27 protein-coding genes, 2 tRNA genes and 1 other RNA gene are annotated in these 25,951 nt (G+C 70.4%); 14 read left to right on the top strand and 16 right to left on the bottom strand.

Features of this window, described 5'->3' with window-relative positions; genetic code table 11:
- Window positions 1-270: 270 nt before the first annotated feature.
- The 5 genes from BDW27_RS19585 to upp form a co-directional block, all read right to left on the bottom strand.
- On the bottom strand, window positions 271-510 hold the full coding sequence (locus tag BDW27_RS19585) for a hypothetical protein (RefSeq protein WP_017545735.1): 240 nt from the start codon (window positions 508-510) through the stop codon (window positions 271-273).
- A gap of 298 nt (window positions 511-808) precedes the next feature.
- Complete coding sequence (locus BDW27_RS19590; protein WP_026129468.1) at window positions 809-1,318, bottom strand: PH domain-containing protein; 510 nt, start codon at window positions 1,316-1,318, stop codon at window positions 809-811.
- Between the two features lie 20 nt (window positions 1,319-1,338).
- Complete coding sequence (locus BDW27_RS27555) at window positions 1,339-1,503, bottom strand: hypothetical protein (protein ID WP_017545737.1); 165 nt, start codon at window positions 1,501-1,503, stop codon at window positions 1,339-1,341.
- 385 nt (window positions 1,504-1,888) lie between these two features.
- Window positions 1,889-2,131 carry a hypothetical protein gene (locus BDW27_RS19595; RefSeq protein WP_017545738.1) on the bottom strand — a complete coding sequence of 81 codons (243 nt, stop codon included), beginning with the start codon at window positions 2,129-2,131 and terminating at the stop codon, window positions 1,889-1,891.
- 427 nt (window positions 2,132-2,558) lie between these two features.
- A complete protein-coding gene (gene upp, locus BDW27_RS19600) occupies window positions 2,559-3,212 on the bottom strand; it encodes a uracil phosphoribosyltransferase (protein WP_017545739.1) in 654 nt (217 codons plus the stop codon).
- A gap of 324 nt (window positions 3,213-3,536) precedes the next feature.
- Between upp and BDW27_RS19605 the strand changes: the two genes are divergently transcribed.
- The 4 genes from BDW27_RS19605 (at window position 3,537) to BDW27_RS19620 (ending at window position 5,171) form a co-directional block, all read left to right on the top strand.
- A complete protein-coding gene (locus BDW27_RS19605) occupies window positions 3,537-4,037 on the top strand; it encodes a tRNA adenosine deaminase-associated protein (RefSeq protein ID WP_040694274.1) in 501 nt (166 codons plus the stop codon).
- A gap of 45 nt (window positions 4,038-4,082) precedes the next feature.
- On the top strand, window positions 4,083-4,571 hold the full coding sequence (locus tag BDW27_RS19610) for a tRNA adenosine deaminase-associated protein (protein ID WP_017545741.1): 489 nt from the start codon (window positions 4,083-4,085) through the stop codon (window positions 4,569-4,571).
- Between the two features lie 4 nt (window positions 4,572-4,575).
- Window positions 4,576-5,073 carry a nucleoside deaminase gene (locus tag BDW27_RS19615; RefSeq protein WP_110050872.1) on the top strand — a complete coding sequence of 166 codons (498 nt, stop codon included), beginning with the start codon at window positions 4,576-4,578 and terminating at the stop codon, window positions 5,071-5,073.
- 10 nt (window positions 5,074-5,083) lie between these two features.
- Window positions 5,084-5,171 (top strand) — tRNA-Ser (locus BDW27_RS19620).
- 267 nt (window positions 5,172-5,438) lie between these two features.
- Here BDW27_RS19620 and BDW27_RS19625 read toward each other — a convergent pair.
- The 3 genes from BDW27_RS19625 to BDW27_RS19635 form a co-directional block, all read right to left on the bottom strand.
- Entirely contained in the window at window positions 5,439-5,993 is a 555-nt protein-coding gene (locus BDW27_RS19625; protein WP_110050874.1) for a PadR family transcriptional regulator, read from the bottom strand.
- 23 nt (window positions 5,994-6,016) lie between these two features.
- The gene (locus BDW27_RS19630) at window positions 6,017-8,032 is read right to left on the bottom strand and encodes an FAD-dependent oxidoreductase (protein ID WP_110050876.1); all 2,016 of its coding nucleotides are present in this window, start codon (window positions 8,030-8,032) and stop codon (window positions 6,017-6,019) included.
- A 113-nt stretch (window positions 8,033-8,145) separates the two neighbouring features.
- Complete coding sequence (locus BDW27_RS19635; RefSeq protein WP_110050878.1) at window positions 8,146-8,922, bottom strand: SGNH/GDSL hydrolase family protein; 777 nt, start codon at window positions 8,920-8,922, stop codon at window positions 8,146-8,148.
- A gap of 218 nt (window positions 8,923-9,140) precedes the next feature.
- Here BDW27_RS19635 and BDW27_RS19640 point away from each other — a divergent pair, with 218 nt between their 5' ends.
- Entirely contained in the window at window positions 9,141-10,880 is a 1,740-nt protein-coding gene (locus tag BDW27_RS19640; RefSeq protein ID WP_110050880.1) for a pyruvate dehydrogenase, read from the top strand.
- A gap of 256 nt (window positions 10,881-11,136) precedes the next feature.
- Here the strand turns inward: BDW27_RS19640 and BDW27_RS19645 are convergent.
- Window positions 11,137-11,224, bottom strand: a tRNA-Ser gene (locus BDW27_RS19645).
- A gap of 108 nt (window positions 11,225-11,332) precedes the next feature.
- Between BDW27_RS19645 and ffs the strand changes: the two genes are divergently transcribed.
- An RNA gene (ffs, locus tag BDW27_RS19650) (signal recognition particle sRNA small type) lies at window positions 11,333-11,428 on the top strand.
- 121 nt (window positions 11,429-11,549) lie between these two features.
- Window positions 11,550-13,739 (top strand): DNA polymerase III subunit gamma and tau, encoded by a 2,190-nt coding sequence (locus BDW27_RS19655; protein WP_110050882.1) that lies wholly within the window; start codon window positions 11,550-11,552, stop codon window positions 13,737-13,739.
- Window positions 13,740-13,747: 8 nt separating this feature from the next.
- Here the strand turns inward: BDW27_RS19655 and BDW27_RS19660 are convergent, their stop codons facing one another.
- Complete coding sequence (locus BDW27_RS19660; protein WP_110050884.1) at window positions 13,748-14,359, bottom strand: TetR/AcrR family transcriptional regulator; 612 nt, start codon at window positions 14,357-14,359, stop codon at window positions 13,748-13,750.
- Between the two features lie 120 nt (window positions 14,360-14,479).
- Between BDW27_RS19660 and BDW27_RS19665 the strand changes: the two genes are divergently transcribed.
- Window positions 14,480-14,677, top strand: coding sequence for a DUF6243 family protein (locus BDW27_RS19665; protein ID WP_017545750.1), 198 nt, complete (start codon window positions 14,480-14,482; stop codon window positions 14,675-14,677).
- Between the two features lie 49 nt (window positions 14,678-14,726).
- On the opposite strand, the gene BDW27_RS19670 is transcribed toward BDW27_RS19665, so the two are convergent.
- Together BDW27_RS19670 and BDW27_RS19675 are read right to left on the bottom strand one after the other, a co-directional pair.
- The gene (locus tag BDW27_RS19670; RefSeq protein ID WP_110050886.1) at window positions 14,727-15,881 is read right to left on the bottom strand and encodes a methyltransferase domain-containing protein; all 1,155 of its coding nucleotides are present in this window, start codon (window positions 15,879-15,881) and stop codon (window positions 14,727-14,729) included.
- A gap of 133 nt (window positions 15,882-16,014) precedes the next feature.
- The gene (locus tag BDW27_RS19675) at window positions 16,015-17,136 is read right to left on the bottom strand and encodes an alkene reductase (protein ID WP_110050888.1); all 1,122 of its coding nucleotides are present in this window, start codon (window positions 17,134-17,136) and stop codon (window positions 16,015-16,017) included.
- A gap of 44 nt (window positions 17,137-17,180) precedes the next feature.
- Between BDW27_RS19675 and BDW27_RS19680 the strand changes: the two genes are divergently transcribed.
- The 5 genes from BDW27_RS19680 to BDW27_RS19700 all read left to right on the top strand — a co-directional run bounded on the left by BDW27_RS19680 (window position 17,181) and on the right by BDW27_RS19700 (window position 21,482).
- Window positions 17,181-17,708: a MerR family transcriptional regulator gene (locus BDW27_RS19680; RefSeq protein ID WP_233515834.1), complete on the top strand. Its 528-nt coding sequence runs from the start codon at window positions 17,181-17,183 to the stop codon at window positions 17,706-17,708.
- A 46-nt stretch (window positions 17,709-17,754) separates the two neighbouring features.
- Window positions 17,755-18,102 (top strand): YbaB/EbfC family nucleoid-associated protein, encoded by a 348-nt coding sequence (locus BDW27_RS19685; RefSeq protein WP_017545754.1) that lies wholly within the window; start codon window positions 17,755-17,757, stop codon window positions 18,100-18,102.
- 270 nt (window positions 18,103-18,372) lie between these two features.
- Window positions 18,373-18,972 carry a recombination mediator RecR gene (recR, locus tag BDW27_RS19690; RefSeq protein ID WP_017545755.1) on the top strand — a complete coding sequence of 200 codons (600 nt, stop codon included), beginning with the start codon at window positions 18,373-18,375 and terminating at the stop codon, window positions 18,970-18,972.
- A 180-nt stretch (window positions 18,973-19,152) separates the two neighbouring features.
- Complete coding sequence (locus BDW27_RS19695; protein WP_083927561.1) at window positions 19,153-20,424, top strand: aspartate kinase; 1,272 nt, start codon at window positions 19,153-19,155, stop codon at window positions 20,422-20,424.
- The gene (locus BDW27_RS19700; RefSeq protein ID WP_017545757.1) at window positions 20,421-21,482 is read left to right on the top strand and encodes an aspartate-semialdehyde dehydrogenase; all 1,062 of its coding nucleotides are present in this window, start codon (window positions 20,421-20,423) and stop codon (window positions 21,480-21,482) included. The genes BDW27_RS19695 and BDW27_RS19700 overlap by 4 nt, the downstream gene beginning before the upstream one ends.
- Window positions 21,483-21,555: 73 nt before the next feature.
- Here the strand turns inward: BDW27_RS19700 and BDW27_RS19705 are convergent, their stop codons facing one another.
- Window positions 21,556-22,278 carry a GntR family transcriptional regulator gene (locus BDW27_RS19705; protein WP_017545758.1) on the bottom strand — a complete coding sequence of 241 codons (723 nt, stop codon included), beginning with the start codon at window positions 22,276-22,278 and terminating at the stop codon, window positions 21,556-21,558.
- 353 nt (window positions 22,279-22,631) lie between these two features.
- Between BDW27_RS19705 and BDW27_RS19710 the strand changes: the two genes are divergently transcribed.
- Window positions 22,632-23,012, top strand: a complete 381-nt coding sequence (locus BDW27_RS19710) for a PLD nuclease N-terminal domain-containing protein (RefSeq protein WP_026129469.1) — start codon at window positions 22,632-22,634, stop codon at window positions 23,010-23,012.
- Window positions 23,013-23,117: 105 nt separating this feature from the next.
- Here the strand turns inward: BDW27_RS19710 and BDW27_RS19715 are convergent, their stop codons facing one another.
- The 3 genes from BDW27_RS19715 to BDW27_RS19725 all read right to left on the bottom strand — a co-directional run bounded on the left by BDW27_RS19715 (window position 23,118) and on the right by BDW27_RS19725 (window position 25,941).
- Complete coding sequence (locus BDW27_RS19715; RefSeq protein ID WP_017545759.1) at window positions 23,118-23,504, bottom strand: DUF952 domain-containing protein; 387 nt, start codon at window positions 23,502-23,504, stop codon at window positions 23,118-23,120.
- Window positions 23,505-23,640: 136 nt separating this feature from the next.
- Window positions 23,641-24,915 (bottom strand): dihydrolipoamide acetyltransferase family protein, encoded by a 1,275-nt coding sequence (locus BDW27_RS19720; protein WP_110050892.1) that lies wholly within the window; start codon window positions 24,913-24,915, stop codon window positions 23,641-23,643.
- A gap of 12 nt (window positions 24,916-24,927) precedes the next feature.
- On the bottom strand, window positions 24,928-25,941 hold the full coding sequence (locus BDW27_RS19725; RefSeq protein ID WP_017545761.1) for an alpha-ketoacid dehydrogenase subunit beta: 1,014 nt from the start codon (window positions 25,939-25,941) through the stop codon (window positions 24,928-24,930).
- Window positions 25,942-25,951: the final 10 nt, after the last annotated feature.

Genomic DNA, 25,951 nt, shown 5'->3' on the forward strand with positions numbered 1-25,951 from the left:
GCGTCTACAGGTGGATGTACAGCCTCATGGGCAAGACGATACGTCTCGTTGTGTGTGTCGTCAAGAGGATGGAGTGAGACCGGGATCACTCATGGGTGCCGCTCGGGGCGTCAAATAGAGACGTCCACATTTGGATTTATGGTCTTGCCGATTTGTCGACATAGCGACGAAGGGGTTCCGGAGCGTGAGGGCGGCGCCCGGACCTGGGCATGACGAAGGGCCGCCCGCACAACGCGGGCGGCCCTTCGGGGCGGCGGTCGGCTTCGCTGACTAGAGCCAGCGGGCCTCGGGTCGGGTGCGGCCACTGTCGTCAGTGACCAGGACCCAGTGCATGATCGGGTGCTCCGAAGTGATGGTGTCGGCGTCCTCGTGATCCGTGCGCGGCTGCGGGACCAGCGCGGGCTCGGGGGCCAGGCCGGAGAGTCGGCGGCTCGCAGCGGAGGTTCGGGTGCGCCGAGGGGTGGTCGCGGAGCGAGAGAGGTGCGGCCCGTGTTCGGTCCTGCGTGCCATGAAGCCCTCCTCGTTTCCTTATCAGATGACCCAAGTTAACCCTATGTTCACCTTCGAGTCAATTGGGTTCCTTCTCGGCGGGTCGGCTGTGCAGGGCTCGCGCTCCGCCTCGGGCTCGGGGTCCAAAGTGAACGGAAGGTGAACGGATCGGTAACCCAGTACTACCCCGCTCGGGTCCGGTTCACTCCGGTCCGACCCGGATGCGACGCCCTCCCGCCGGCGTCGAAGGCCCCGGACACGAAGAAGCACCCGCCGTGGGGCGGGTGCTCCGTGAACGTCCGTTGTCGGGTGTGTCCGGCTACTCCTTGAAGATCAGTCCCACGACCTCAAGGTAGAGCTGCTCCGGGTAGGGAATGAAGGCGATCCTGCTGAGCGCCTGGTCCTGACCGGCGGACTCCATCACGAAGGTCCCGTATCCGAGGAAGCGGCCGACCAGGGTTCGCTCGAACCGCATGTCGGTGACCTTGCCCAGCGGCATCATGTTCACCTGCCGGGTGATCAGCCCCGTGGTCAGCAGCAACCGCGCCGACGTGATCACGAAGTAGTCCACAGACCACTCGGCGACCCGCCACACGAACCACACCAGTACGAGCAGCCACAGCCACCACACGAGGGCCAGGGTCGCGGCGCTGTTGGCGCCGATCGTCCTGCTCAGGATCGCCGCGAACACCAGAGCCACCAGAACCGCACCCACCGGTCCGATGAGGACCGCGGGGTGCCGGCGGATGGTCACGACATCCTGCTCGTGAGGTAGGAGATAGCGGTTCACCGATGCCGGAGCCGCGTTGCTTGAGGCTACGAGCTTCATGAAACCCGACCCGTCCCCGCCTACGACAGCAGCGTGTTGACGAACCGGGACATCGACTCGGCGCCACCCACTAGGAGATCCAGTCCGCTCTGGATCACGCCGGCCGCGCTTTCAGGTTGCGTGAGCAGATAAAACGCCACGAAACCGATGAGCGCGTAACCGCCCCATTTCTTCAACTTCGCCACGACTGACTCCCCTTGGAATCCACCTGACCCACCAACCCAGCAGCGATTGTCGCATCGACCATCTTGCCCGTAAAGCCTGGAGCGCACTCTCGGCGTGGCGGTATGTCGGACGTTCACCCCTTGCGGGCTGTGTCCGGTTTCGGTGGTGTTGGTAACCGGGTGACCGGAGGCCCGGAAAGAGTTTCTGTTCTGGTGCAGGTCAGGGCGGTCGGATCGGGCGCGCTGGCGTGCGCTCGCGCCGGTGGAACAGTGCGGAGGGCGCGCTGTCGGGCTCGGGAAGAGGGTCGCCGATCCCTGGGGAGGGGCGACGGAGGGCCAGGTTCTTCGCCAGCCGAAGAGAGAGGTAGTGCAGGCCCGAAACCGTTACGGGAGCGCCGTGTGGTGTCTAGCGCTGTTCCGCGAAGGCCAGGGCGAGCACCTGGAGGTGCTGCCGAGCGATCCGCTCCACGAGGTCCGGCGTGGCCCGCCCGGTCACGTCCTGGGCGCCGTGTCTGGCCGCGTCCACGCACCGGGAGACGGTGGAGGTGTGGTGCACGTCGGAGAACTCCGACGACAGGCGGTTGACGACGGGGCTGAAACGCGGGTCGCGGGTGGCCTGGGCGGTCGAGGGGGAGGTGTTCTCGGGCATCTCACTCCTTGGGGGCTGCTGGGGCGGAACAGCACGGCGCGTGTGCGGTTCGGGGCTTTGGGTAGCCACTGGAGGGTTGCCGGAGTGCCGCGCCGGAAACGGGCGGCGACGTTCGGATATCAGTGGGCTGAGCCCCTTGTGGGGTGGTTTCGGTCTGGCATGTGCACCCGGTTACGGGTAGTCAGGAACCATCATCACTCTAATCTGTTACGTTCCAATCTCGAAATGAATTCGGCTAATGCAACACCGTGTCGGTCGCCCGCTGACCAAGCTGGCTCCACCTGGAGTGACGCCTCGGGGCAAGGGCGCGTGATGGGACCAATGCCCGATTTTCGGGCGTTCATTCACCCCGGCTCTAAAAGAGCCGAAAAAGCGCCCGATCGGTGATCCGATCGGGCGCTGACACCTCGCAGTGCGGGGTTCTGGTTCAGGAGCAGCCGTACAGACGGTCGCCCGCGTCACCCAGCCCCGGGAGGATGAAGCCGTTCTCGTTCAGGCGCTCGTCCACCGCCGCCGTCACCACGCGCAGGGTGGCGCCGTGGTCGTCGGGCAGGGTTTCGGTCAGCTTCTGCTCCACGGCGACCAGGCCCTCGGGCGCCACCAGCAGGCAGATCGCGGTGATGTGGTCGGCGCCGCGGTCCACGAGAAGCTTGAGCGCCGCCGCCAGGGTTCCGCCCGTGGCCAGCATCGGGTCCAGCACGTAGCACTGGCGCCCCGAGAGGTCCTGCGGGAGACGGTCGGCGTACGTGGCGGGCTGGAGGGTCTCCTCGTCGCGCGCCATGCCGAGGAACCCGACCTCCGCCGTGGGCAGAAGACGGGTCATGCCGTCGAGCATGCCGAGCCCGGCGCGCAGGATCGGAACGACCAGGGGCGTGGGACGCGTCAGCTGGGTGCCGGTGGCCTCCACGAGTGGCGTCTGGATGGTGACCTCTGTCACGCGGACGTCCCGCGTCGCTTCGTAGGCGAGCAGGGTGACCAGCTCGTCCGTCAGCCGCCGGAAGGTCGGTGAGTCGGTCCGCACGTCGCGCAGGGTGGTCAGCTTGTGCGCGACCAAGGGGTGGTCGACGACCAGGGTTTCCAAAGCGTTCTCCGGGTGAGCTGGGATAACGGGACGGTGGATGGGGAGAGGGGCCAGCCCGAGTCTAACCGCGCGTATCACCCGAACCAGGGCCCCCAGTGGCCCCCGACGCCCCCGCCGCGCTCCCTCGGTGGCGTCGGGTGGGAAACAGGAGCACACGGGTTCGGTCACGGGGGCGCGGGGGACCCGTCTCTCGTGAGAGCGTTAGGGCGTTCTACGGCGGACGTGGGGCCACGGCGCAGTGAGGGTGATCGTTACCATGGCACTCGCACGGGCGGGCCGGGCGCCACTCGTCCGCACCGAAACACCGTCCGGGTTGGGGTGACGATGACAGTGCTCGATCATGGTGACGACGACTCGGGTGACTTCGCGGCCGTCGCGTACAGGGAAGAGGAGTACTGGGATGTCGATCTCCTCCCCGTCGCGCTGACACACGATCTCAAGGGGCTCATCCACGCCCTGCGCCAACAACCGAGCATCAGCGGCTCCCTCGGGCTGGTGTCGGTGGGCGACGACTTCTTCATCATTGTCCGGGTGTACGGCGAGGAGGTCTCCCTCTTCCTGTCCGACGTGACCGCCTCGGTCGACTGGCAGGTCGCCCGGGACGCCCTGGACTACCTGGACATCGACCTCCCGGAGGACGACGACCTCGACCAGGTCCTGCCCGCGGGCGACCTCTCCGTGGTCGCGGACCTGGGCCTGGACGAGATGGAGCTGGGCGCCCTCGCGGGTGATCTGGACCTGTATCCGGACGAGGTGCTCGCGAGCGTGTCCGAACGGCTGGGATTCGCCCAGGCCTTCCAGCGTGTCCTGGACGGTATGGGGTAGGGCACGCCTGGAAGACCACCAGGGTAGAGATCAGGAGGGCACGCGGTGTCGACCTTCGCAGCTGTCTTCGCGCCGAACGGCAGGACATGGCGGGGTACTGAGGTCGATCTCGGTGACGTGGATGCCATCGACGACATCACCGACCTCATGCTGGACCTCGCCACGGACTGGGGCAGCGAGCTGACCCTTCTGTTCGTGGACGCGGACGACGAGTGGTTCGCCGTCGTTCGACTGGACGATTCGGATCCGGACCCGAGGGTCTACCTCTCGGACGGGCGGGTGGTGCACGACCACCCGCTGGCCGGAGTGCTCTCCGAGGCCGGGGGGCTCGGCTCCTCGCAGCCCGTCGAGAGCGCCGGAGCCCGTCCCGACCCCAGGCCGGACGGTGACGGGCAGCTCCTCACCGACCTCGGCGTCCCCGAGGACGAACTCGCCGACCTGTCCGTGGGCGGCGGCGTGCTGCCCGGTGACGTGATCGCGATCGTCGCGGAGCGCTCGGGGTTCACCGACGTCCTCGACTCGTTGAGGCCGTGACGGAATGACCGGCCTGCCCGAGCTCGACCGGGCCGCGGTCGACGAGGCGATGCTCGCCGCCCTGGCCGAGGCCGAGCGGGCCCTGGCCACCGACGACGTTCCGGTCGGTGCCGTGGTGCTCGGTCCGGACGGGGCCGTACTCGGCCGGGGACACAACGAGCGTGAGGCCACCGGGGACCCGACCGGGCACGCCGAGGTGCTGGCTCTGCGCGCCGCGGCCGAGGCGCACGGCGAGTGGCGCCTGTCCGGGTGCACCCTGGTGGTCACCCTGGAGCCCTGCGTGATGTGCGCCGGGGCCACGGTGCTCTCCCGGGTGGACCGGCTGGTCTACGGGGCGCGCGACACGAAGGCCGGAGCGGTGGGATCGATGTGGGACCTGGTCCGGGACCCGCGCCAGAACCACCGCCCGGAAGTCGTTCCACCCGACCTGATCAGCCGGGACGTCGCCGACCGCTGCTCGGATCTGCTGATTCGGTTTTTCGCACGGCGCCGAATCCGGTAGAGTACCTCTCGGTGGATTCGCCTAGTGGCCGATGGCGCCCGCCTCGAAAGCGGGTAAGGGGCAACCCTTCGAGGGTTCAAATCCCTCATCCACCGCCACCAGCCGCCCCCGGCACAGCCGGGGGCGGCTTTTCGTGCGCCCGGGGCCGCCGGACGAACTGCTCGATTCCGTCTGGTGACCGATCGGCCCCGCACATGAGCCCTTTGAGGAGTGGGAGGCAGGGGGCCGCGCCCCCGTGGCCGACAGGGCCGCTCCGCGCTCTGTTGGCGGCTTCCCACGTACCGGCGCGGGGGCCACACCCTCAGCGCGCGGCTCCGGTCCGCCGAAGCCACGGCGGTCCTGCCCGGCGGTCCGCACGACCCTCGTCAGGGTCCGGATGCCGGGTCGGCATCGGCCAGGTCGGCGATGGCCCCGTCCAGCCAGTTCACCCAGAAGAGTTCGAGGTCGACACCGCCCTGGAGCACCAGGCCCTGGACCCGGTCCCGCTCGGTCCCGTGCCCGCGCGCGGAGTCGCGCCGCTGGAACTCCCGGTACTCCGCCAGACGGGCGGCGTGCAGTTCACGGTGGCGGCGCAGCTCCTCGACCAGGGCGTCGCCCACCTCCACGACCCCCGCCGCGCGCAGGCGCAGCATCAGGGGGTCGCGCAGGGCGCGCGGCTCCTCCCGCTCACCGACCCAGCGCTCCAGCTCCTCCCGACCCGAGGCCAGCACCTCGTACTCCTTGCGCTGGCCCCGGGTGGGCGAGTCCGTCGGCAGCGCCCGGATGAACCCCGCCTTCTCCAGCTTGCCCAGCTCCCGGTAGATCTGCTGGTGGGTGGCGGACCAGAAGTACCCGATGGAGCGGTCGAACCGCCGGGTGAGTTCCAGTCCCGAGGAGGGCTTCTCCAGCAGGGCGGTCAGGATCGCGTGGGGGAGGGACATGAGCGCATTCTAGGTAGGGGCCCCTACAGGGCGGCGGCCAGTTCGGTGCCCTGCTTGATGGCTCGCTTGGCGTCCAACTCGGCGGCCACGTCGGCGCCGCCGATCAGGTGCACGGCGCGTCCGGCGGCGGCGAGTTCGTCGGCGAGGTCGCGGCGCGGGTCCTGCCCGGCGCACAGCACCACGGTGTCCACGGCGAGCAGGCGCTCCTCACCGTCGACGGTCAGGTGCAGGCCCTCGTCGTCGATCCGGCGGTAGTCGGCGCCCGCGACCATCTCCACGCCGCGGTGGCGCAGCTCCAGGCGGTGGATCCAGCCGGTGGTCTTGCCCAGGCCCTTGCCGACCTTGGAGGCCTTGCGCTGGAGCAGGTGGACGGTGCGGGGCGGCGCGGTCCGCTGGGGGGCGCCCAGGCCGCCGCGCTCCCGGTACTCGGTGTCCACGCCCCACTGGCGGAAGAACGTCTCGGGGTCCTGGCTGGCGTCGTCCCCGCCGTCGGTGAGGAACTCGGCCACGTCGAAGCCGATGCCGCCCGCGCCGATGATCGCGACCCTCGCTCCGACCTCGGCTCCGCCGCGCAGCACGTCCACGTAGCTCACCACGCTGGGGTGGTCCGCGCCCGGGATGGCGGGGGTGCGGGGGGTGACGCCGGTGGCGAGCACCACCTCGTCGTAGCCGTCGAGGTCGGCGGCGGTCACGGTGGTGTCCAGGCGCACGTCCACGCCGTGCTTGGCCAGCTGGACGCGGAAGTAGCGGAGGGTCTCGTCGAACTCCTCCTTGCCGGGCACGCGGCGGGCCATGTTGAGCTGGCCGCCGATCTCCGAGGCGGAGTCGAAGAGGGTGACGGTGTGGCCGACCTCGGCGGCGGAGACGGAGAAGGCGAGTCCGGCGGGCCCGGCGCCGACCACGGCCACGTTCCTGCGGGTCCTGGTGGGGGACAGGACCAGCTCGGTCTCGTGGCAGGCGCGCGGGTTGACCAGGCACGAGGTGATCTTGAGGCTGAAGGTGTGGTCCAGGCAGGCCTGGTTGCAGCCGATGCAGGTGTTGATCTCCTCCGCGCGGCCCGCTTCGGCCTTGGCGACGAAGGCGGCGTCGGCGAGCATCGGCCGGGCCAGGGAGACCATGTCGGCCTGTCCCTCCGCGATGATCCGTTCGGCGACCTCGGGGGTGTTGATGCGGTTGACCGCCACCACGGGGACGGTCAGCTCCTTCCTGAGGCGCTGCGTGATCCAGGTGTAGGCGCCGCGCGGCACGGAGGTGGCGATGGTGGGCACCCGGGCCTCGTGCCAGCCGATGCCGGTGTTGATGATGTCGGCGCCCGCGGTCTCGATCCGCCTGCCGAGCTCGACGACCTCGTCGTAGGTGGAGCCGTCGGGGACGAGGTCGAGCATGGACAGCCGGTAGACGAGGACGAACTCGTCGCCCACGCGCTCGCGGACGCGGCGGACGATCTCCAGGGGGAGGCGGACACGGTTGTCGAAGGAGCCGCCCCAGCGGTCCTCGCGCTTGTTGGTGGCGGGGGCGATGAACTGGTTGATGAGGTAGCCCTCGGAGCCCATGACCTCGACGCCGTCGTACCCGGCGCGTTGGGCGAGCTCGGCGCAGCGGGCGAAGTCCTCGATGGTGCGCTCGATCTCGTCCTCGGTGAGGGCGTGCGGCACGAAGGGGCTGATGGGGGCCTGGAGGGCGCTGGCGGAGACGGACTCCTCGCTGAAGGCGTAGCGGCCGGTGTGCAGGATCTGCATGGCGATCCGGCCGCCCTCGCGGTGCACGGCCTCGGTGATGAGGCGGTGCTGGGCGACCTCGTCGTCGTTGGTGAGCTTGGCGCTGCCGGTGAAGGTGGCGCCCTCGGGGTTGGGGGCGATGCCGCCGGTGACGATGAGGCCGACGCCGCCTCGGGCGCGTTCGGCGTAGAAGGCGGCCATCCTCTCGAATCCGTGGGGGGCCTCCTCCAGGCCGACGTGCATGGAGCCCATGATCACGCGGTTCCTGAGGGTGGTGAAGCCCAGGTCCAGGGGTTCCAGCAGGTGGGGGTACTCGCTCATGACCTCTCCTCGCGGGGTGCCTCCGGGCCGGTGTCCTGCCGACCCGACTTCATTATGCAACAAGTTGCACAATGAGTCGTGAGGCGCCCCGGGGGTCGTCCCGGAAAGGGGTCTCAGACCTCCACGGGCAGCGGTACCGGACGCTTGGCGGTGCGACCGTCCCCGGAGGAGCGGCCGCGCAGACGGCGCACCGCCCAGGGGCCGAGGAAGGCCCCCAGCCACCGCACCTCCGACGCGGCGGACCGGAACACGCCGGAGACGGGGCCCTCTGGCAGCGGGTCGGTCCAGGTCTGGTCACTCCCCGGGATGCCGAGCGCGTGCGCCACCGCACCGGCGATCCTCCGGTGCCCCTCGGGTGAGCAGTGCAGCCGGTCGACCCCCCACAGGCGGCGGTCCGCCGCCACCTCGTGGGCGGCGGTGTCGGCCACCGCGACCCCGTGCCGCTCCGCCGCCTCCCGGACCCGTTCGTTGAAGTCGAGCACGCGCGGCACCAGCGGCCGGGCCAGCGGGGCGATGCGCGCGATGTCGGGGAAGGTCAGCGTGGCCACCCGCGCGCCGACCCCGGTGAGCTCGGCGAACATCGTCTCCAGGTGGCCCACCACCTCGTCCGGGTCGTACCTCGGCCGGATGAGGTCGTTGACCCCGGCGAAGACCGTCGCCACGTCCGGGCGCAGCTCCAGGGCGTCCTTGAGCTGCTCCTCGTGGACCTGTCGGGCCAGGCGGCCGCGGACCGCCAGGTTGGCGTAGTCCACCCGCGCGCCGGTCGCCGCCAGGTGCTCCGCGAACCGGTCCGCCCACCCCCGGTACCCGGACTCCTCGTCGCCGTCCCCGATCCCCTCGGTCTGGCTGTCCCCGAGGGCGACGTACCGCAGATTCCCGTCCAACCTCATGTCCCGCACCTTTCCTGGGTGTCAGCGAACAATACTCAAGAAAACGACTATTCACCTTGTTCACCACCCAGGTTCGGATCAACCCCTCGAACCGGTCCTGATTCGGCATGGCCGCGACCACGAGCGTGGCGTTGCGGCACTTACGGCCGGGGCGCTCCTAGCGTGGTCCGGGGGCGACACGTCCGGCCCCTGGTCGCGCCGTCCCGGGAGGGTCCGTCTTGAGCAGGAACACCGTCGCCGAACAGCTCGTCCGAACATTGGTCTCGGTGGGGGTGACTCGCATCTACGGGGTCGTGGGCGACAGCCTCAACCCGGTGGTGGACGCGGTCCACACCACCGACGGCATCGAGTGGGTGCACGTCCGCAACGAGGAGGCCGCCGCCTTCGCGGCCGCGGCCCAGGCCCAGATCGACGGGAAGCTCGCCGTGTGCGCCGGGTCCTGCGGCCCCGGCAACACCCACCTCGTGCAGGGGCTCTACGACGCCCAGCGCAGCGGAGCTCCCGTACTCGCGCTGGCCTCCCACATCCCGTCGCACCAGATCGGCACCGGTTTCTTCCAGGAGACCCACCCCGAGCGGCTTTTCAGCGACGTCACCGAGTTCCGCGAACTGGTCTCCCACCCCGACCAGATGCCCCGCCTGGCGCGGATCGCCGTCCAGCACGCACTGGGCACCCCGGGCGTGGCCGTCCTCGTCCTTCCCGGCGACGTCGCCGGGCAGAGGGCCACCGGTCCCGCCGACACCAGCCCCGTCACCGCCGGTCGGGCCACCCCCTGGCCAAGCGAGGACGACGTGCGGGAGCTGGCCCGTCGGATCAACGAGGCGGACACCGTCGCCCTGTTCTGCGGCGCCGGGGTGCGCGACGCCCACGAGGAGGTCATGACCCTCGCCGGGCGGGTCAAGTCCCCGGTGGGCCACACCCTGCGCGGCAAGGAGTGGATCCAGTACGACAACCCGTACGACGTCGGCATGATCGGCCTCCTCGGCTACGGGGCCTGCTACGACGCCCTCCAGGAAGCCGACCTCACGGTGCTGCTCGGCTGCGACTTCCCCTACGACGACTTCCTGCCCAAGGACAACGTGGTCCAGGTGGACCACGACCCGCGCCGGCTCGGCCGCCGCGTCCCGCTCAGGCTCGGCGTGCAGGGGGACGTCGCCGCGACCCTGCGCGCCCTGCGCCCCTCGGTCCGGCCGAAGGAGGACGACACCTTCCTGCGCGACGTCCTGCGCCGTCACGAGCGCGCCCTGACCAAGGTCGTGGACGCCTACACGAAGAACATCGAGCGCCACACCCCGATCCACCCCGAGTACGTGGCGAGCGTCCTCGACGCCTTGGCGCCGGACGACACCGTCTTCACCGTCGACACCGGCATGAACAACGTGTGGGCGGCCCGCTACCTCACCCCGAACGGCCGCCGCCGGGTGATCGGCTCCTTCACCCACGGCACCATGGCCAACGCCCTGCCGCACGCCATCGGCGCCGCCTACGCCGCGCCGGACCGCAAGGTCGTCTCGCTGTCCGGGGACGGCGGCCTGAGCATGCTCCTCGGCGAGCTCATCACCGTGCAGCAGCACGACCTGCCGATCACGACGGTGGTGTTCAACAACTCCTCGCTCGGCATGGTGCGGCTGGAGATGATGGTCGACGGGATGCCCGCCTTCGAGACCGACCACGCTCCGGTCGACTACGCGAGGATCGCCGAGGCCATGGGCATGCGGGCGATCCGGGTGGAGGACCCCCGGGAGGTCCACGACGCCCTGCGCGACGCCCTGGCCGCCCACGCGCCCGTGCTGGTGGACGTGGTCACCGACCCCAACGCGCTGTCGATGCCCTCCCGGATCACCGCCGAGCAGGTCACCGGCTTCGCCCTGTCGGCGGGCCGCACGGTTTTGCGCGGCGGAGTGGGTTCGATGATCGACCTCGCCCGTTCCAACCTGCGCAACATCCCCCGGCCGTAGCCGGTCCGTCCACGGTCGGCTTGTCGACATGTCTCCGAGCTGGCCAGGCCGTGCCGTTCGACGGGTTCGACCCGATGGGCGCGATCGCACCGTTCGAGGTCCTGTACGTGAGCGGGGCCTCGAACGGTGGCGCACTCAGGGTGGAACGGGTCTGCCCCGCCTGCCAGTGCCGGACCGTTGCCCCGCGCGTGCACTGAGCTGGGCCCGGGAACGACGAAGGCCCCGACCGGTCTCCCGGTCGGGGCCTTCGCTCCTGTGGCGGAGGATAGGGGATTCGAACCCCTGAGAGGTTGCCCTCAACACGCTTTCCAAGCGTGCGCCCTAGGCCACTAGGCGAATCCTCCGTGGATAACTCTACAGGCTTCACGGCAGTGCTTCGAACGGGTTCCGAACCCTCCGGGGAGGGGGGCCGGCGCGGGTTGCGGGGGTCCCTGGTTCGGATACACTCGTGGGCAGACCCCTCGTGCGGCGTCACCCTATGAACCTCCCCAGGGCCGGAAGGCAGCAAGGATAAGTGGGCTCTGGCGGGTGCGCGGGGGGTCCTTTCTTGTTTCCGGGGGTACCTCGCCCCGGCGCCGCCCCCTTCCCGGTTTCCCCGACCAGGCGCGAGTTGTCACCGCCAACGGGTTGAATGGGACCGAGGCAGGGACACAGGGGAGTGATCACACCGTGAGCATCGCGCTGTACCGCAAGTACCGTCCAGCGACGTTCGGTGAGGTGCGCGGTCAGGAACACGTGACCGACCCGCTGCGCCAGGCGTTGCGCAGCGGACGCATCAACCACGCCTATCTGTTCAGCGGCCCGCGCGGCTGCGGCAAGACCACCAGCGCGCGCATCCTCGCCCGTTCCCTCAACTGCGAGCAGGGCCCCACCCCCGACCCGTGCGGCACCTGTGACTCCTGTGTGGCGCTCGCCCCCGACGGCGGCGGCAGCATCGACGTGATCGAGATCGACGCCGCCTCCCACGGTGGTGTCGACGACGCCCGTGACCTGCGCGAACGTGCGTTCTTCTCGCCGGTGAACTCGCGGTACAAGATCTACATCATCGACGAGGCGCACATGGTGACCCGCGAGGGTTTCAACGCGCTCCTCAAGCTGGTGGAGGAACCCCCGCCGCACCTGAAGTTCGTGTTCGCCACGACCGAACCCGAGAAGGTCATCGGCACGATCCGCTCGCGGACCCACCACTACCCCTTCCGGCTCATCCCGCCGAGCACCCTCAAGGAACTCATGGAGGACCTCCTCAAGCAGGAGGAGGTCTCCTACGACCCGTCCGCACTGCCCCTGGTCGTGCGCGCGGGCGCGGGTTCGGCCCGTGACACCCTCTCGGTCCTGGACCAGCTCATCGCCGGTTCGGACGAGGGCGGCATCACCCGTGAGGGCGCCGTCTCCCTGCTCGGCTACACCGACTCCAGCCTGCTCGGCGAGATGGTCGACTCCCTGGGCGCCCGCGACGGGGCCGCCGCGTTCGGCCTGGTGGACCGGGTCGTGGAGGGCGGGCATGATCCGCGCCGCTTCACCACGGACCTGCTGGAGCGCTTCCGCGACCTCGTGGTCCTGGCCGCCGTCCCGGACGCCCTGGACAAGGGCCTGGTGAACGTCTCCCCGGAGTCCGTGGAGCAGATGAAGGACCAGGCCGCCCGGCTGGGACCGGCCACGCTGTCCCGGGCCGCCGAGATCCTCAACCAGGGGCTGACCGAGATGCGCGGCGCGACCGCGCCCCGGTTGCTGCTGGAACTCATGTGCTCGCGCATCCTGCTGCCCGCCACCGACGGCGACCAGGGCACGGCGCTGCTGGCCCGGCTGGAGCAGATGGAGCGCCGGATGGCCTCCGGCGCGGTGGCCCCGGCCGCTCCCGCTCCGGTGGCGCCTGCCCCGGCTCCGACCCCGGCACCCGCGCCGCAGGCCGCGCCCGAGCCCGCCCCTCCGGCACCCGCGCGCCCCAGCGCCCCCGAACCCGCTCCGAGCCCCGCGCCCGAGCCCGCTCCGAGCCCGGCTCCGAAACCCGCGTCGGGTGAGCCCGCGGGCTGGGACGCCCCGCCGCGCAGCGCTCCCGAACCCCAGCGGCGGCAGGCCCCCGCCGCAGGTGGTGGCGGCGCGCTCGACCTGGGTCGGGTCCAGGGTGCCTGGCCCCAGATCCTGGAGGCGGTCAAGGGCCGCCGCCGGTTCACCTGGATGGTGCTGACCGGCGGCGACGTCCAACCGGTCGGGGTCGAGGGCAACAGCGTGCTGCTGCGCTTCAACAAGCCGAACGAGGCCAAGGGGTTCAGCAACAGCGGCAGCGACCAGGTGGTGGCCGGTGCCATCCAGCAGGTCCTCGGGATCGAGGTCCGGGTGGCCCCCGCCAGCGGCGGGGCGCAGGCCGCCCCCCAGCGTCGCCCCGAACCCGCCCCGGCGCCCGCACCGCAGGCCGCCGGTGAGCCCGGGGGCTGGGACGCGCCTGCCGCGCGGCCCGAACCGGCTCCAGCTCCGGCTCCGGCTCCCGCGCCGGAGTCACCGCGCCCCGAGGCGACGGCGAGCCCCGCGGGTCCGTCCCCGGACCGCATCGTCACCGGGCTCCAGGAGCCGCCGCCCGACCCCTACGAGGACGGCGCCTCCGCGCCGCCGCCCGACGATGGCGGGTTCGGTCGGCCCGCGCAGCGCGCTCCGGAGCCGAAGGCGCCCGAGCCGGGCCCCCCGGCGTCCGGTGGCTCCGGAGCCACCGCTCCGAGTCGGCCCCAAGGCGCCACCGCGGCCGGTCCGGGCACGGGTTCGGGCCCTGCGGCCGGTTCGGGATCGGCGGGTGGCGGCGCCGGGCTCATCGAGACCGAGCTCGGCGGCAAGCTGCTTGAGGAGATCGAGCACGGCGCTGCGGGATAACCGGCAGGTCAGGGGCGCAGGCCGCGCAGGACCGTGTCCACCAGCCGGTCCACGAACTCGTGGGTGAGGGGCGCGGTGCGCAGCAGCCACCGGTGGTTCACCGGGCCGTTGAGCATCTCCACGGCGAGGTCGAGGTCGGCGTTCGGGCCGAGCTGCCCCGCCGCCTGCCCGGAGCGCAGCCGGTCCTTGAGCGCCTCGCTGTTGGGCCGTACGAGCTGTTCGGTGACGGCCCGGGCGAACTCCTCGTCGTGCTGGACCTCGGCCGTGAAGGCTCGGGTGCTCCGGTCCATCGCGGGGTCGTTGAACTCGTCGGTGGTGGCGCGGAGTACGGTCTTGAGGTCGGCGGCCAGGTCGCCGGTGTCGGGCAGCGGTCGCCCGGCCTCGGCTCCGGTCAGCCGGGTGAAGACCTCGAAGACGACGGCGGCCTTGGACGGCCACCAGCGGTAGATGGTCTGCTTGCCCACCCGGGCGCGGGCGGCGATGGCCTCCATGGTGAGCCTGGAGTAACCGACCTCACCCAGCAGCTCCTCGGCGGCGTCGACGATGGCGTTCTGCGCGCGTTGGCTGCGGCGGCGGGGGTCCGGGGCCCGTCGGCTCTGTTCATCGGTGTTGTCGGCCATGTCTCCACGGTAACCGGTCCAAAATGACGAGACGTATCGTCTTGGCACGGGTAGCATCAGACGTGACAGCGAAGACGAGACGACTCGTCTCGCCTGTCGGTGACGAGAGGAGTCAACGGCATGGCCAAGAACAGTGACAACCTCCTCGGGATGGGTGGTCAGCGCACCACCGTCTCCCGTTCCACGCTCCGTGGCGGCAAGGGCGGAACCAAGGGCGGGCCCAGCGACGCCGCGCGCGAGCGCAAGCAGGAACTCCTGCGCAGACTCCGTGAGAAGCACACCGCTCCGGAGGCCGGGGACACCGAAGGTCAGGCGTGACCGCGGGGCTTCGGCCCCCCGCCGGGAACAGCGGGGGGCCGGCCCCGTCTCAGTCCGGTGACCCGACCGGCCAGGACCTTCCTGCCGGGTCGTCCAGCCACACCCGCTGCTCCCTGTCGGAGCCCACCACCAGGCCGAACCGGTCCGGGTCGGGTTCTCCCAGGTCGGACCACGCGGCCAGGGCCTCCTCCACCTCGTCCCAGATGCTCCTGGGGCCGCCCTGCTCGATCATCCACGCGGTGCCGTAGGGGTAGACCCGCACCCACGAGTCACCTCGGGAGTCGCACAGCCACATGCCCGAACCCGTACCGATCCACCGCCGCCGCATCCGCCAGTCGGGGACCATCACCGAGAGGGCGAAGGCCGAGGCGAAGTCCAGCATCGGGACGACGGGGTCGGTCTGGGTCAGCCGGTACTCGTCCGGCTGCTGACCGGCGTCCCGCACGGGGAAGGACGCCGAGCCCGGGGTGCGCAGGGGCACGAACCCCACGCCGCCGTGGAACCGGCCCACCGCGCCCGACCCGCCCGCCTCCGTCCGTTCGAGGCGCATGAGCACCCCGGCGCTCTCCAGCCGCCCCCACGGGCACACGATCAGACCGTCGTCGGTGAGCTGGTCGAGCCAGGCGTCCGGCACGCGTCGCACCCCGCACGCACTGACGATCCGGTCGAAGGGCGCCGCCTCCGCGAACCCGTCGTACCCGTCGGCCAGGCGCGTGTCCGGGGCCAGGCTCGCGTCGTGGAGCGCCGACCGCGCGGCGCCCAGCAGCCGATCGTCGATCTCCACCGAGGTGACCGCGCCATCGCCGAGCCGGTGCGCGAGCAGCGCCGTGTTCCACCCCGTCCCCGTGCCGACCTCCAGGACCCGCTGCCCGTTCGCGAGCCGGGCCAGCTCCAGCATGCGGGCCAGCACCGTGGGCGCGGAGCTGTACGAGGTGGCGGGGTCACGCTCGCCCCCGCGCCGCCTCGTCACCTCCGGGCCCTCGATCCTGGTGACGATGGCGTCGTCCGCGTAGACGGCGGCCAGCCAGCGGTCCGGGTTGCCCGCGGCGTTCAGGGCACCGCCGCTCGCGGTGAGCGCGCCGTGCTCGGGGATGAACAGGTGGCGGGGCACGGAACGGAAGGCGTCGACGAGTGCGGCGTCGGCCAGCGTGCCGTCCGCGATTATCGCCTCGATCAGAGCCGAGTTGCGCTCTCTGGCGGTCAACACGTCCTCAGTCCCCTGGTGGTCCGGCTGTTCTCAGTCGGGGTGCGGCTGTCGGAGCGACCGAACCCCCGTCGAACATCCTTTCAACCCAGGGTGACACTTGCGCTACTCTTCGCTCTTCTGCCTGGTGAAATCAGGTCAACGGTGCGACCAAGTGCGCGTTGTCCCGGTCGTGCCGGGGGTAGTCCACGTAGCCCCGGGGTCCGGACGCGTAGTGGAAGTCCTTCTCCCTGATCACGGACCACGGGACCCCGGCCGCGAGCCGTTCCACCACGTCCGGGTTGGAGATGTAGGGGCGGCCCACCGACACGAGGTCGGCGTGTCCTCCGGCGATCAGCGCCGCGGCGCCCTCCTGGGTGGTCGCTCGGTGCTCCCCGGTGTTGCCCACCAGCGTGCCGTGCCAGTCCCGCCGCGCCTCGGCCAGCGCGGGGTGGGCGGGGTCGTCCGTGACGTGCAGGTAGGCGAGGCCGAGCGGAGCCACCTGGCGCAGCAGTTCCCGGTAGACCGGGGCCGGGTCCCGCTCCACCATCTCGAACTGCCGGTTGCCGGGGGAGAGCCGCAGCCCCACCCGGTCCGCGCCGACGGCGTCCGCCACCGCCTCGGTGACCTCCACGGGGAACCGGATCCGTCCCGAGGTCCCGCCGCCGTAGGCGTCCGTGCGCCGGTTGGTGTTGTCGGCGAGGAACTGGTGCGGCAGGTACCCGTTGGCCCCGTGGATCTCGACTCCGTCGAACCCGGATCGCACGGCCGCGCGCGCGGCGTCCGCGTACGAGGCCACGGTCCCGGCGATCTCCCGGAGGGTCAGCTCGCGCGGCGCGACCGGGGCCGCCTTGCCGTCCAGCGTGTGGACCGGGTCGGTTCGCGGAACGACCGAGGGGGCCACGGGGGTCCCGCCGTCGGGTCGGTTGGCGGGGTGGCCGCCCCGGCCCGCGTGCATGATCTGGGCGAAGATCCGTCCGCCCTCGGCGTGCACGGCGTCGGTGACCCGCCGCCACCCCTCGACCTGCGCCTCCGAGTACAGGCCGGGCTCGGTGAGGTACTGCTGCCCCTCGACGCTGGGCGCGGCCCCCTCGGAGATGATCAGGCCCGCGCTGGCGCGCTGCGCGTAGTAGGTGGCCATGAGCGCGCCGGGTACCCCGTCCCGGTCGGCGCGCAGGCGGGTCATCGGGGCCATGACCACCCGGTTGGGCAGGCGCAGCCGCCCGAGTTCGTAGGTGTCCAGCAGGGGCTGACGGTGGTTCTTCGTCGTGTCCATGGCAGGAGCGTAGAATCTGACACCCATGTGAGGTTCAAGGGTTCATGGCCAGGGTCACAGGCCGAGGACAGGAGGCGCTCGTGCGCATCGGAGAACTGTCCGCGCGGAGCGGGGTGAGTCCCCGATCGCTGCGCTACTACGAGGAACGGGGGCTGCTCGCCTCGGAGCGCACCGCCGGCGGCCACCGTGAGTACGGCGAGGACGCCGTGGAACGGGTGGACCGCGTCCAGTGCCTGCTCGGGGCCGGGCTCACCACCGACACCATCCGCGAACTCCTGCCCTGCGTGTACGCGCGGGAGCGCGGCGAACCGGCACCGGACCTCCTTGACTGGCTCACGGCCGAACGCGACCGGGTGACCGGGGTGATCCGAGGCCTGGAACGCACCCGCGAGGCCCTGGACCAGGTCATCGAGAACGCCCGCGTCTCCTTGCCCGCAGGCCGCGCGGACGGATCCGTGGCGCCCGGAGCCCGCGGTGGGGGACCGGTGCGGTGGGCCGGGCGTCCGACGGGAGTGGCCGGGGCGCCTCGGCCGGACCGGTTACCCTCACAGGCAAGTGACACGAAGCTATGAACAGCACCATGTGTGTGGCGAGGAGACGGCCGTGAACCCTGGCGGAATGGACATGCAGGCCCTGCTCCAGCAGGCCCAGCAGATGCAGCAGCAGCTGGCGCAGGCCCAGCAGGCCCTGGAGGAGGCCGAGGTCGTGGGCACCTCGGGCGGCGGCCTGGTCAAGGTCAAGCTGAGCGGGCGGGGGCAGGTCGAGGACATCACCGTCGACCCCAAGGCGGTGGACCCCACCGACGCGGACGAGACCGCGCAGACCGTGGCGGACCTGGTCCTGGCGGCCATCCGTGACGCCGAGGCCCAGGTGGAGCGCCTCCAGCAGGAGAAGATGGGCCCGCTGGCCGAGGGCCTGGGCGGCGGCGGGATGCCCGGCGGCATGCCCGGCATCCCCGGCTTCTAGGGACCCCGCGCCTGACGGGTGCCCGCCGGGTACCCGTCAGCGCGCCTTCCGGGAACCCCGGGGTTCCCGGAGAACCCTCGCGGCCACCGCGTCGCCGCCCCGGAGCCCTCGTCGGGTGCCGGGGCGGCGACGGCCGCACCGTCCTTTTCCGGGACGCGTTCCAACGCGACGGGGAGACGGGCGCGAGAGGTCACCACCCCCCGATACGGTGGGGGAGGGGCAGGAGTGGCCCCACCGGGCCCCTGCCCGGTTCCGACCGAGTGGGTAGGCATGTACGAGGGCGCGGTACAGAATCTGATCGACGAGCTGGGGCGACTGCCCGGCGTCGGTCCGAAGAGCGCGCAACGCATCGCCTTCCACCTGCTGTCCGCCGAACACGCGGACGTAAAACGCCTGGTCAACGCACTCGTCGAGGTCAAGGAGCGGGTTCGCTTCTGCTCGATCTGCGGCAACGTCGCCGAAGAGACCGAGTGCCGTATCTGCCGTGACGCCCGCCGCGATCTCGCAGTCATCTGCGTCGTCGAGGAGTCCAAGGACGTCGTCGCCATCGAACGCACCCGTGAGTTCCGTGGGCGCTACCACGTGCTCGGCGGCGCCATCAGCCCCATCGAGGGCGTGGGCCCCGACGACCTCCGGGTCAAGGAGCTCATGACCCGCCTGGCCGACGGTCAGGTCACCGAGCTGATCCTGGCGACCGACCCGAACCTGGAAGGGGAGGCCACCGCGACCTACCTGGCGCGGCTGGTCAAACCCATGGGCCTGAAAGTCACCCGACTGGCCAGCGGGCTCCCCGTCGGCGGCGACCTCGAGTACGCCGACGAGGTCACCCTCGGGCGCGCCTTCGAGGGCCGCCGCAGCCTGGAGTTCTAGCTCACACTTCGCCGTAATCGGGCTGAAATATGAGTAACCTCCGCTCTGGCGGGTAACCCGATCGCCGGTGTGTCAAGACGCCACGCCCTCCCCACCGCAGGTCGGACGGGGTGCCATGGTCGTCGCTAGCTACACTCCATTGTTAATTGTCTTGATCCCAACTCCTCAGGAGCATCGATCGTGGCCCTAATCGTGCAGAAGTACGGTGGGTCTTCCGTGGCTGACGCGGAAGCCATCAAGCGAGTAGCCCAAAGGATCGTGGCTCAGAAAAAGGCGGGACATGACGTCGTGGTCGTGGTCTCGGCCATGGGCGACACGACCGACGAACTGCTGGACCTGGCCGAACAGGTCTCCCCGATGCCCCCCGCGCGCGAGCTCGACATGCTCGTCACCGCGGGTGAGCGCATGTCGATGGCCCTCGTGGCGATGGCCATCGAGAACCTGGGCTACGAGGCCCGTTCCTTCACCGGCTCCCAGGCCGGGGTCATCACGACGTCGTTGCACGGCAACGCCAAGATCATCGACGTGACCCCCGGCCGTATCCAGGAGGCCATCGGCGAGGGCGCGATCTGTATCGTGGCCGGGTTCCAGGGCGTCTCCCAGGACACCAAGGACATCACCTCCCTGGGCCGCGGCGGTTCCGACACCACCGCCGTCGCTCTCGCTGGCGCGCTCAACGCCGACGCCTGCGAGATCTACAGCGACGTGGACGGCGTGTTCACCGCCGACCCGCGCGTCGTTCCCTCCGCGCAGCGCATCCCGCAGATCTCCTACGAGGAGATGCTGGAGATGGCCGCCAGCGGCACGAAGATCCTGCACCTGCGCTGCGTCGAGTACGCGCGCCAGTACAACATTCCCCTGCACGTCCGTTCGTCGTTCAGCCAGAAGCCCGGGACGTGGATCGTCTCGGAAGTCGAGGAAAGCGAAGGCATGGAACAGCCGATCATCTCCGGGGTCTCCCACGACCGGAGCGAAGCCAAGATCACCGTCGTCGGCGTCCCCGACAAGGTCGGTGAGGCCGCGACGATCTTCAAGTCGCTCGCGGACGCCGAGATCAACATCGACATGATCGTGCAGAACGTGTCGGCGGTCTCGACCTCCCGCACGGACATCTCGTTCACCGTCCCCAAGGACTTCGGCAAGGAGGCGGTCGGCGCTCTGAAGAAGGTCCAGGAGCAGGTCGGCTACGACTCCCTTCGCTACGACGACAAGATCGGCAAGGTGTCGCTGATCGGTGCGGGCATGCGCTCGTACCCGGGCGTCACCGCGCGCTTCTTCGACGCGATCGCCTCCTCCGGCACCAACGTCGAGATGATCTCCACCTCGGAGATCCGCATCTCGGTCATCGTCGAGGAGGACCAGGTCGACGCGGCGGTCCAGGCCGCGCACAGTGAGTTCCAGCTCGACGCCGACCAGGTCGAGGCTGTCGTCTACGGAGGTACCGGCCGATGAGCAACCGTCTTCCCACCCTGGCCATCGTCGGCGCGACCGGCGCCGTCGGCACCGTCATGCTCGACATCCTCACCCAGCGCGAGAACGTGTGGGGCGAGATCCGTCTGGTCGCCTCGGCGCGCAGCGCGGGCAAGGTCCTGAGCGTGCGCGGCGAGGACGTCGTCGTGCAGGCACTGGCCCCCGAGGTCTTCGACGGCGTGGACGTCGCCATGTTCGACGTGCCGGACGAGGTGTCCAAGGAGTGGGCGCCGATCGCCGCAGCCCGTGGCGCGGTGGCCGTCGACAACTCCGGCGCCTTCCGTCTGGACCCCGACGTCCCGCTGGTGGTTCCCGAGGTCAACGCGGACCAGGTGCGCAACCGTCCGCGCGGCGTCATCTCGAACCCGAACTGCACCACCCTCTCGATGATCGTGGCGATCGGTGCCCTGCACCGGACCTACGGCGTCAAGGAGCTGGTGGTCTCCTCCTACCAGGCCGCCTCCGGCGCGGGCCAGGAGGGCATCGACGTCCTGCGCGACCAGATGGCCAAGGCGGGCGGGGACCGCACCCTCGGTGACAGCGCCGGCGACATGCGCTCGGCCGTCGACGAGCTCGGCCCCTTCCCGGCGCCGCTGGCCTACAACGTCGTGCCGTGGGCGGGTTCGCTCAAGGACGACGGCTGGTCCTCGGAGGAGCTGAAGGTCCGCAACGAGTCCCGCAAGATCCTGGGGCTGCCGGACCTGAAGGTCTCCGCGACCTGCGTGCGCGTGCCGGTCATCACCACGCACTCGCTGGTGGTGCACGCGACCTTCGACAGCGAGGTCGCCGCCGACGACGCCCGCAAGCTGCTGGCCGGCGCCGAGGGCGTCCAGGTCCTGGACGACCCCGCCAAGGGCGAGTTCCCGACCCCGAACGACGTCGTGGGCACCGACCCGACCTGGGTGGGCCGCATCCGGCAGTCGATCGACGACCCGAAGTCGCTCGACCTCTTCCTGTGCGGGGACAACCTGCGCAAGGGCGCCGCGCTGAACACCGCGCAGATCGCTGAGGTCGTCGCCAAGGAGTTCACCCAGGCCTAGAGCCCGGGCACCGAGGGCGGTGGTCCGCTCCCTTCCACGGAAGGGGCGGGCCACCGCCCTCGGTCGTGTCCGGCTACCGGCGCCGGGGGCGGGCCAGTGACAACTTGTAGAGGAGTCGGCACTGCTCGACCGAGCCGATGAGGTCGGAGGTCTCGACAGGACGTTCGCCGCAGTAGTGGGTGCGTTCGACGACCAGGACCGCGACCCCGGGGGCGGAGTCCAGGAGGGCCGCCTCGGAGTCGCGCAGGGCACGGACCCCGACCTCCTCCACGACCCGGTCCACGGGGAACCCGGCGGCGCCCAGCCGCTCCAGCGTGTTGACCTCCGTGGCGTCGAAGGGGGTGCGCAGGGTTCCGGCGGTGAGGATCGCCGGTTCCCAGGAGCGGTGCAGGGTGACCGGACGCTCGGAGGAGAGCCCCCGCGAGGTGGTCCGGTACACGGGGTCGCCGTCGCGGAGCCGGAGTCTGGTGCTCAGCGGGGCGGTGCACCGCTCCTGTTCGGTGCTGACGCGTTCCCGGTTGAGCTGGCCCAGGCCGGAGCCGGAGGTGGCGTCCGTCCGGGAGAGCCGGAAGGTCTCCGGGACGGTCCGGACGAAGTACCCGGAGCCGGGTCGGGCCTCGACCAGGCCCTCGGTGACCAGGAGGCGCAACGCGGTGCGGGAGATCTGTTCGCTGACCCGGTAGGAGCGGGCCAGGCGGGTGCGGGAGGGAAGGCGGCTGCCCGGGGAGATCTCGCCGTTGAGGATCGGTTCACGGAGTTGGTCGGCCAGCCAGAGGTAGCGAGGTTGCCTGGACACCGCTCACCCGACCTCTGTCGCGCCCCTGGTCGGAGGGATGGCTCTGGCCAGAAGCGCGGGTCGGTGGTCTCGGGTGGCCGTGTGGTCACCGTCGCCGGTGCCGGCCCCGGGCCGGAGGGAGGGAGTGGACCTGCCAGTTCGCCGTAGCTCGCCCATGGTTCCAGTAAAGCAGCGGGGAAGCCTGGTGGGGGGCGCTACCCGAAAGTAGTCGGCCACGGGACTGCCGGGACGACGGTATCGGAGGTGCGTTGGCTGATGTGAGGAAACGCCGGAAAACGTCGGAATGTACGTGACGGACCCCCGCAGAATACTACGCTATGTGACCAGACAGTCACTTCTTGCTTGGGGGAGTCATGATCACGAACCTGTCGGAGCTCGCCGATCGAGTGAGCCTGTCGTCGATGGACAGCGGCGAGCGCACCTTCGCCTGGATGAGCGGCATCACCGGTGTCCTCTTCCTTCTCGTCTTCCTCGCGATCGCCGTGCTGGTGATCGCCGCGATCATCTCGGCGCTGGCCAACGGCGACACCACCGGCGGGGGGAAGCTCCTCTGGGTCATCTTCATCCTGTGGTTCCCGCTGTTCGGAGCGGTCGCCTGGTTCGTGGTCGGCAAGAAGGGGCACCTCAACCGCTTCCTCGGCATCGACAAGGGCAAGGCCCGGCACACCGTCGCGGGGAGCGTCGGGCAGCACAGCGACGTCCCGCCCGACCAGACCGGCCTCGGCCACGCCTGAGTACGACCGAAGGGGCCCCGGGATGTGGAGAACCTCCACCCCGGGGCCCCTTCACGTTGTCCACAGGCTGTGGACAAGTTCCCATGTCGACACGTCGACGTGGGATCAGCCCTGGAAGCAGGGGCCGGGCTCCATCACCGTCTCCAGCGCCGTGTACCGGCCCTCCGGGTTCCGAACCAGGCGGCGCAGCCCGGTCACCGCCGGACGGGGGATCGGCCCGTACACGTGAGGGAAGAGCACGTCCGGTCTGACTCCGGGCGGCGGGACGGGCGCGGCGGCCTCCCACCGCACCTCGGCGTCGGCCTTCTCGGTGTTCACCACCAGCACGACCAGCGCCTCCTCCGGTGCGGAGTAGAAGGCGTTGGCCACCGCCAGCATGGTGGCCTCGTCCGGTGAGGCGTGCAGGAACCCCTCGGTGCCAAGGGAGTCGGCCTCGACGTCCCCGCCGGCGCGCCAGCGTGAGAGTTCGGTCAGGTGCAGTACATGAGCCATGCAGCGGACGCTACCGCGTTACCCCCGGCGAATCATGGACCAGGGGTTCCCGGTCACGCCGGGTTCCGTGGTCCGGGCCCCGGAAACGACGGACGCCCCGGCCGGGGTTCCGGGCCGGGGCGTCGCGTACGGGGTGTTACAGGATGATCCGCATGGGCTCTTCCAGGATCTCGGCGAGCTCCTTGAGGTAGGCGGCGCCCACGGCACCGTCCACCGCGCGGTGGTCGACGGAGAGCTCCAGGGCGATGCGGTTGCGCACGGCCACCTCACCGTCCACGACCACGGCCTCCGGACGCATCGCGCCGACCGCGAGGATGGCGGCCTCCGGCGGGTTGATCACGGCGGAGAAGCTGTCGATACCGAACATGCCCAGGTTGGACACGCTGAACGTACCGCCGCTCATCTCCTGCGGCTTCAGCTTGTTGTCCCGGGCCTTGCCCGCGAGCTCACGCGTACGCGTGGAGATCTCGGACAGGGTGGCCTTGTCGGTGTCGTGCAGCACCGGCACGACCAGCCCGGCGTCCACGGCGACGGCCACGCCGACGTTGACCCGGTGGTGCTGGACCAGGGTGTCGTTGATCCAGGAGGTGTTGACCTCCGGGTGCAGCTTGAGCGCGGTGGCGCAGGCCTTCACGATCAGGTCGTTGAAGCTGACCTTCACGCCCGTGCTGGACAGCTGCTGGTTGATCTGGCCGCGGAAGGCCTTGAGGGCCTCGGCGTCGATCGTACGGCGCAGGTAGAAGTGCGGGACCGTCTGCTTGCTCTCGGTCAGACGGCGCGCGATCACCTTGCGCACGTTGCTCGTCTTGACCTCCTCGGAACCCCGGACGTCGTCCTGGGCCGGGGCGGCCTGGGCGGCGGGCGCGGGGGTGCTCGCGGCGGGGGCCTGGGAGTCCTGGGCGGCGGAGCCGTCCTTGGCGGCGGCCTCGATGTCGGCGCGCACGATCCGTCCCTTGGGGCCCGAACCCTGGATCTTGGTGATGTCCAGGCCGTACTCCTTGGCCAGCCTGCGGGCCAGCGGGGAGGTCCGGGGGCGCTCACCGGTGGACTCGGCGGCGGGGGCGGGCTCGGCGGCCTGCTCCGGCTTCGCCTCCTCCTTGGCCTCCTCCTTCGGCTCCTCGGCTGCCTCGGAGGCCGGGGCGGCGGGCGCGGCCGTCTCCTCGGGCACCGCGTCCGGCGAGTCGGCGATGAGACCGATGACCTCACCGATCGGCACGGTGTCGCCCTCGGAGACGTTCTGCTTGACGAGGAAACCGTCCTCGTAGGCCTCGAACTCCATGACGGCCTTGTCGGTCTCGATCTCGACCAGCACGTCACCGGAGGCGACCTTGTCCCCCACCTTCTTGACCCAGGTGGAGATGACGCCCTCCTCCATGGTGTCGGAGAGGCGCGGCATGTGGATCTCGCTCATTGACTACTCCCTCTACCCGACCCGTTTGCCGACGGCGCTCAGGGTTTCCTTGATCGCGGTGCTGATCGACTCGACCGACGGCAGGGCGGCGGTCTCCAGCGGCTTGGCGTACGGCATCGGAACCTCGGCCATGGCCACCCGGCGCACCGGGGCGTCCAGGTAGTCGAAGGCCCCCTCCTGGATCGACGCGGCGATCTCCGCGCCGATGCCGTAGGTGAGCCAGTCGTCCTCACAGATCACCGCGGCGCCGGTCTTCTTGACCGAGTCCACGAAGGTCTGCCGGTCGAGGGGGCGCAGGCTGCGCAGGTCCACGACCTCGACGCTGATGTCCTCCTCGGCCAGCTTCTCGGCGACCTGGGTGGCGACGGTGGCCATCCGGGAGTAGCCGATCAGCGTGATGTCGCTGCCCTCGCGGGTCACGGCGGCACGGCCGATGGTCGCGATGTTGTCGTTCTTCGGCTCCGCGTAGTCCTCGGGCACCTCACCCTTGGAGTTGTACAGGCCCAGGTTCTCCAGGAAAAGGACCGGGTCGTCGTCGCGGATCGCGGCGCGCAGCATCGAGGAGGCCTCGGCCGGGGTGCTGGGAGCCATCACCTTGAGGCCGGGGATGAAGGAGTAGAACAGCTCGATGTTCTGCGAGTGCGTCGCGCCGAGCTGCTGGCCGCCGCCACCGGGGGTACGGATGACCAGGGGGACGCTGGTCTGACCGCCGAACATCCCGTAGATCTTGGCGGCGTGGTTGATGATCTGGTCGATGGCGATCAGCGAGAAGTTGATCGTCATGAGCTCCACGACCGGGCGCAGGCCCAGCATGGCGGCGCCGACGGCCGCGCCGACGAAGCCCTCCTCGGCGATCGGGGTGTCCTTGACCCGGCGGGGTCCGAACTCCTTGAGGAGCCCCTCGGTGATCTTGTAGGAGCCCTCGAAGACGCCGATCTCCTCGCCGATCACGAGGACGTTCTCGTCACGCACCATCTCGGCGCGAAGGGTGTCGCGCAGAGCCTGGCGGTAGGTGATCACGGACATGTGAGTGGTT

Origin of the sequence: Nocardiopsis sp. L17-MgMaSL7 (assembly GCF_003182025.1) — a bacterium.
GTDB classification, from domain to species: domain Bacteria; phylum Actinomycetota; class Actinomycetes; order Streptosporangiales; family Streptosporangiaceae; genus Nocardiopsis; species Nocardiopsis prasina.

Bases quoted from the DNA above. Each gene is read 5' to 3' on its own strand.
- BDW27_RS19615 (WP_110050872.1), top strand. From the start codon at position 4,576: ATGACCGGCCTGCCCGAGCTCGACCGGGCCGCGGTCGACGAGGCGATG.
- BDW27_RS19725 (WP_017545761.1), bottom strand. From the start codon at position 25,941: ATGTCCGTGATCACCTACCGCCAGGCTCTGCGCGACACCCTTCGCGCC.
- BDW27_RS19585 (WP_017545735.1), bottom strand. From the start codon at position 510: ATGGCACGCAGGACCGAACACGGGCCGCACCTCTCTCGCTCCGCGACC.
- BDW27_RS19665 (WP_017545750.1), top strand. From the start codon at position 14,480: ATGGCCAAGAACAGTGACAACCTCCTCGGGATGGGTGGTCAGCGCACC.
- BDW27_RS19590 (WP_026129468.1), bottom strand. From the start codon at position 1,318: ATGAAGCTCGTAGCCTCAAGCAACGCGGCTCCGGCATCGGTGAACCGC.
- BDW27_RS19635 (WP_110050878.1), bottom strand. From the start codon at position 8,922: ATGAGGTTGGACGGGAATCTGCGGTACGTCGCCCTCGGGGACAGCCAG.
- BDW27_RS19605 (WP_040694274.1), top strand. From the start codon at position 3,537: ATGACAGTGCTCGATCATGGTGACGACGACTCGGGTGACTTCGCGGCC.
- BDW27_RS19595 (WP_017545738.1), bottom strand. From the start codon at position 2,131: ATGCCCGAGAACACCTCCCCCTCGACCGCCCAGGCCACCCGCGACCCG.
- recR (WP_017545755.1), top strand. From the start codon at position 18,373: ATGTACGAGGGCGCGGTACAGAATCTGATCGACGAGCTGGGGCGACTG.
- BDW27_RS19675 (WP_110050888.1), bottom strand. From the start codon at position 17,136: ATGGACACGACGAAGAACCACCGTCAGCCCCTGCTGGACACCTACGAA.
- BDW27_RS19680 (WP_233515834.1), top strand. From the start codon at position 17,181: ATGGCCAGGGTCACAGGCCGAGGACAGGAGGCGCTCGTGCGCATCGGA.
- BDW27_RS19700 (WP_017545757.1), top strand. From the start codon at position 20,421: ATGAGCAACCGTCTTCCCACCCTGGCCATCGTCGGCGCGACCGGCGCC.
- BDW27_RS19710 (WP_026129469.1), top strand. From the start codon at position 22,632: ATGATCACGAACCTGTCGGAGCTCGCCGATCGAGTGAGCCTGTCGTCG.
- BDW27_RS19625 (WP_110050874.1), bottom strand. From the start codon at position 5,993: ATGTCCCTCCCCCACGCGATCCTGACCGCCCTGCTGGAGAAGCCCTCC.
- BDW27_RS19715 (WP_017545759.1), bottom strand. From the start codon at position 23,504: ATGGCTCATGTACTGCACCTGACCGAACTCTCACGCTGGCGCGCCGGC.
- BDW27_RS19685 (WP_017545754.1), top strand. From the start codon at position 17,755: ATGGACATGCAGGCCCTGCTCCAGCAGGCCCAGCAGATGCAGCAGCAG.
- BDW27_RS19630 (WP_110050876.1), bottom strand. From the start codon at position 8,032: ATGAGCGAGTACCCCCACCTGCTGGAACCCCTGGACCTGGGCTTCACC.
- BDW27_RS19720 (WP_110050892.1), bottom strand. From the start codon at position 24,915: ATGAGCGAGATCCACATGCCGCGCCTCTCCGACACCATGGAGGAGGGC.
- BDW27_RS19660 (WP_110050884.1), bottom strand. From the start codon at position 14,359: ATGGCCGACAACACCGATGAACAGAGCCGACGGGCCCCGGACCCCCGC.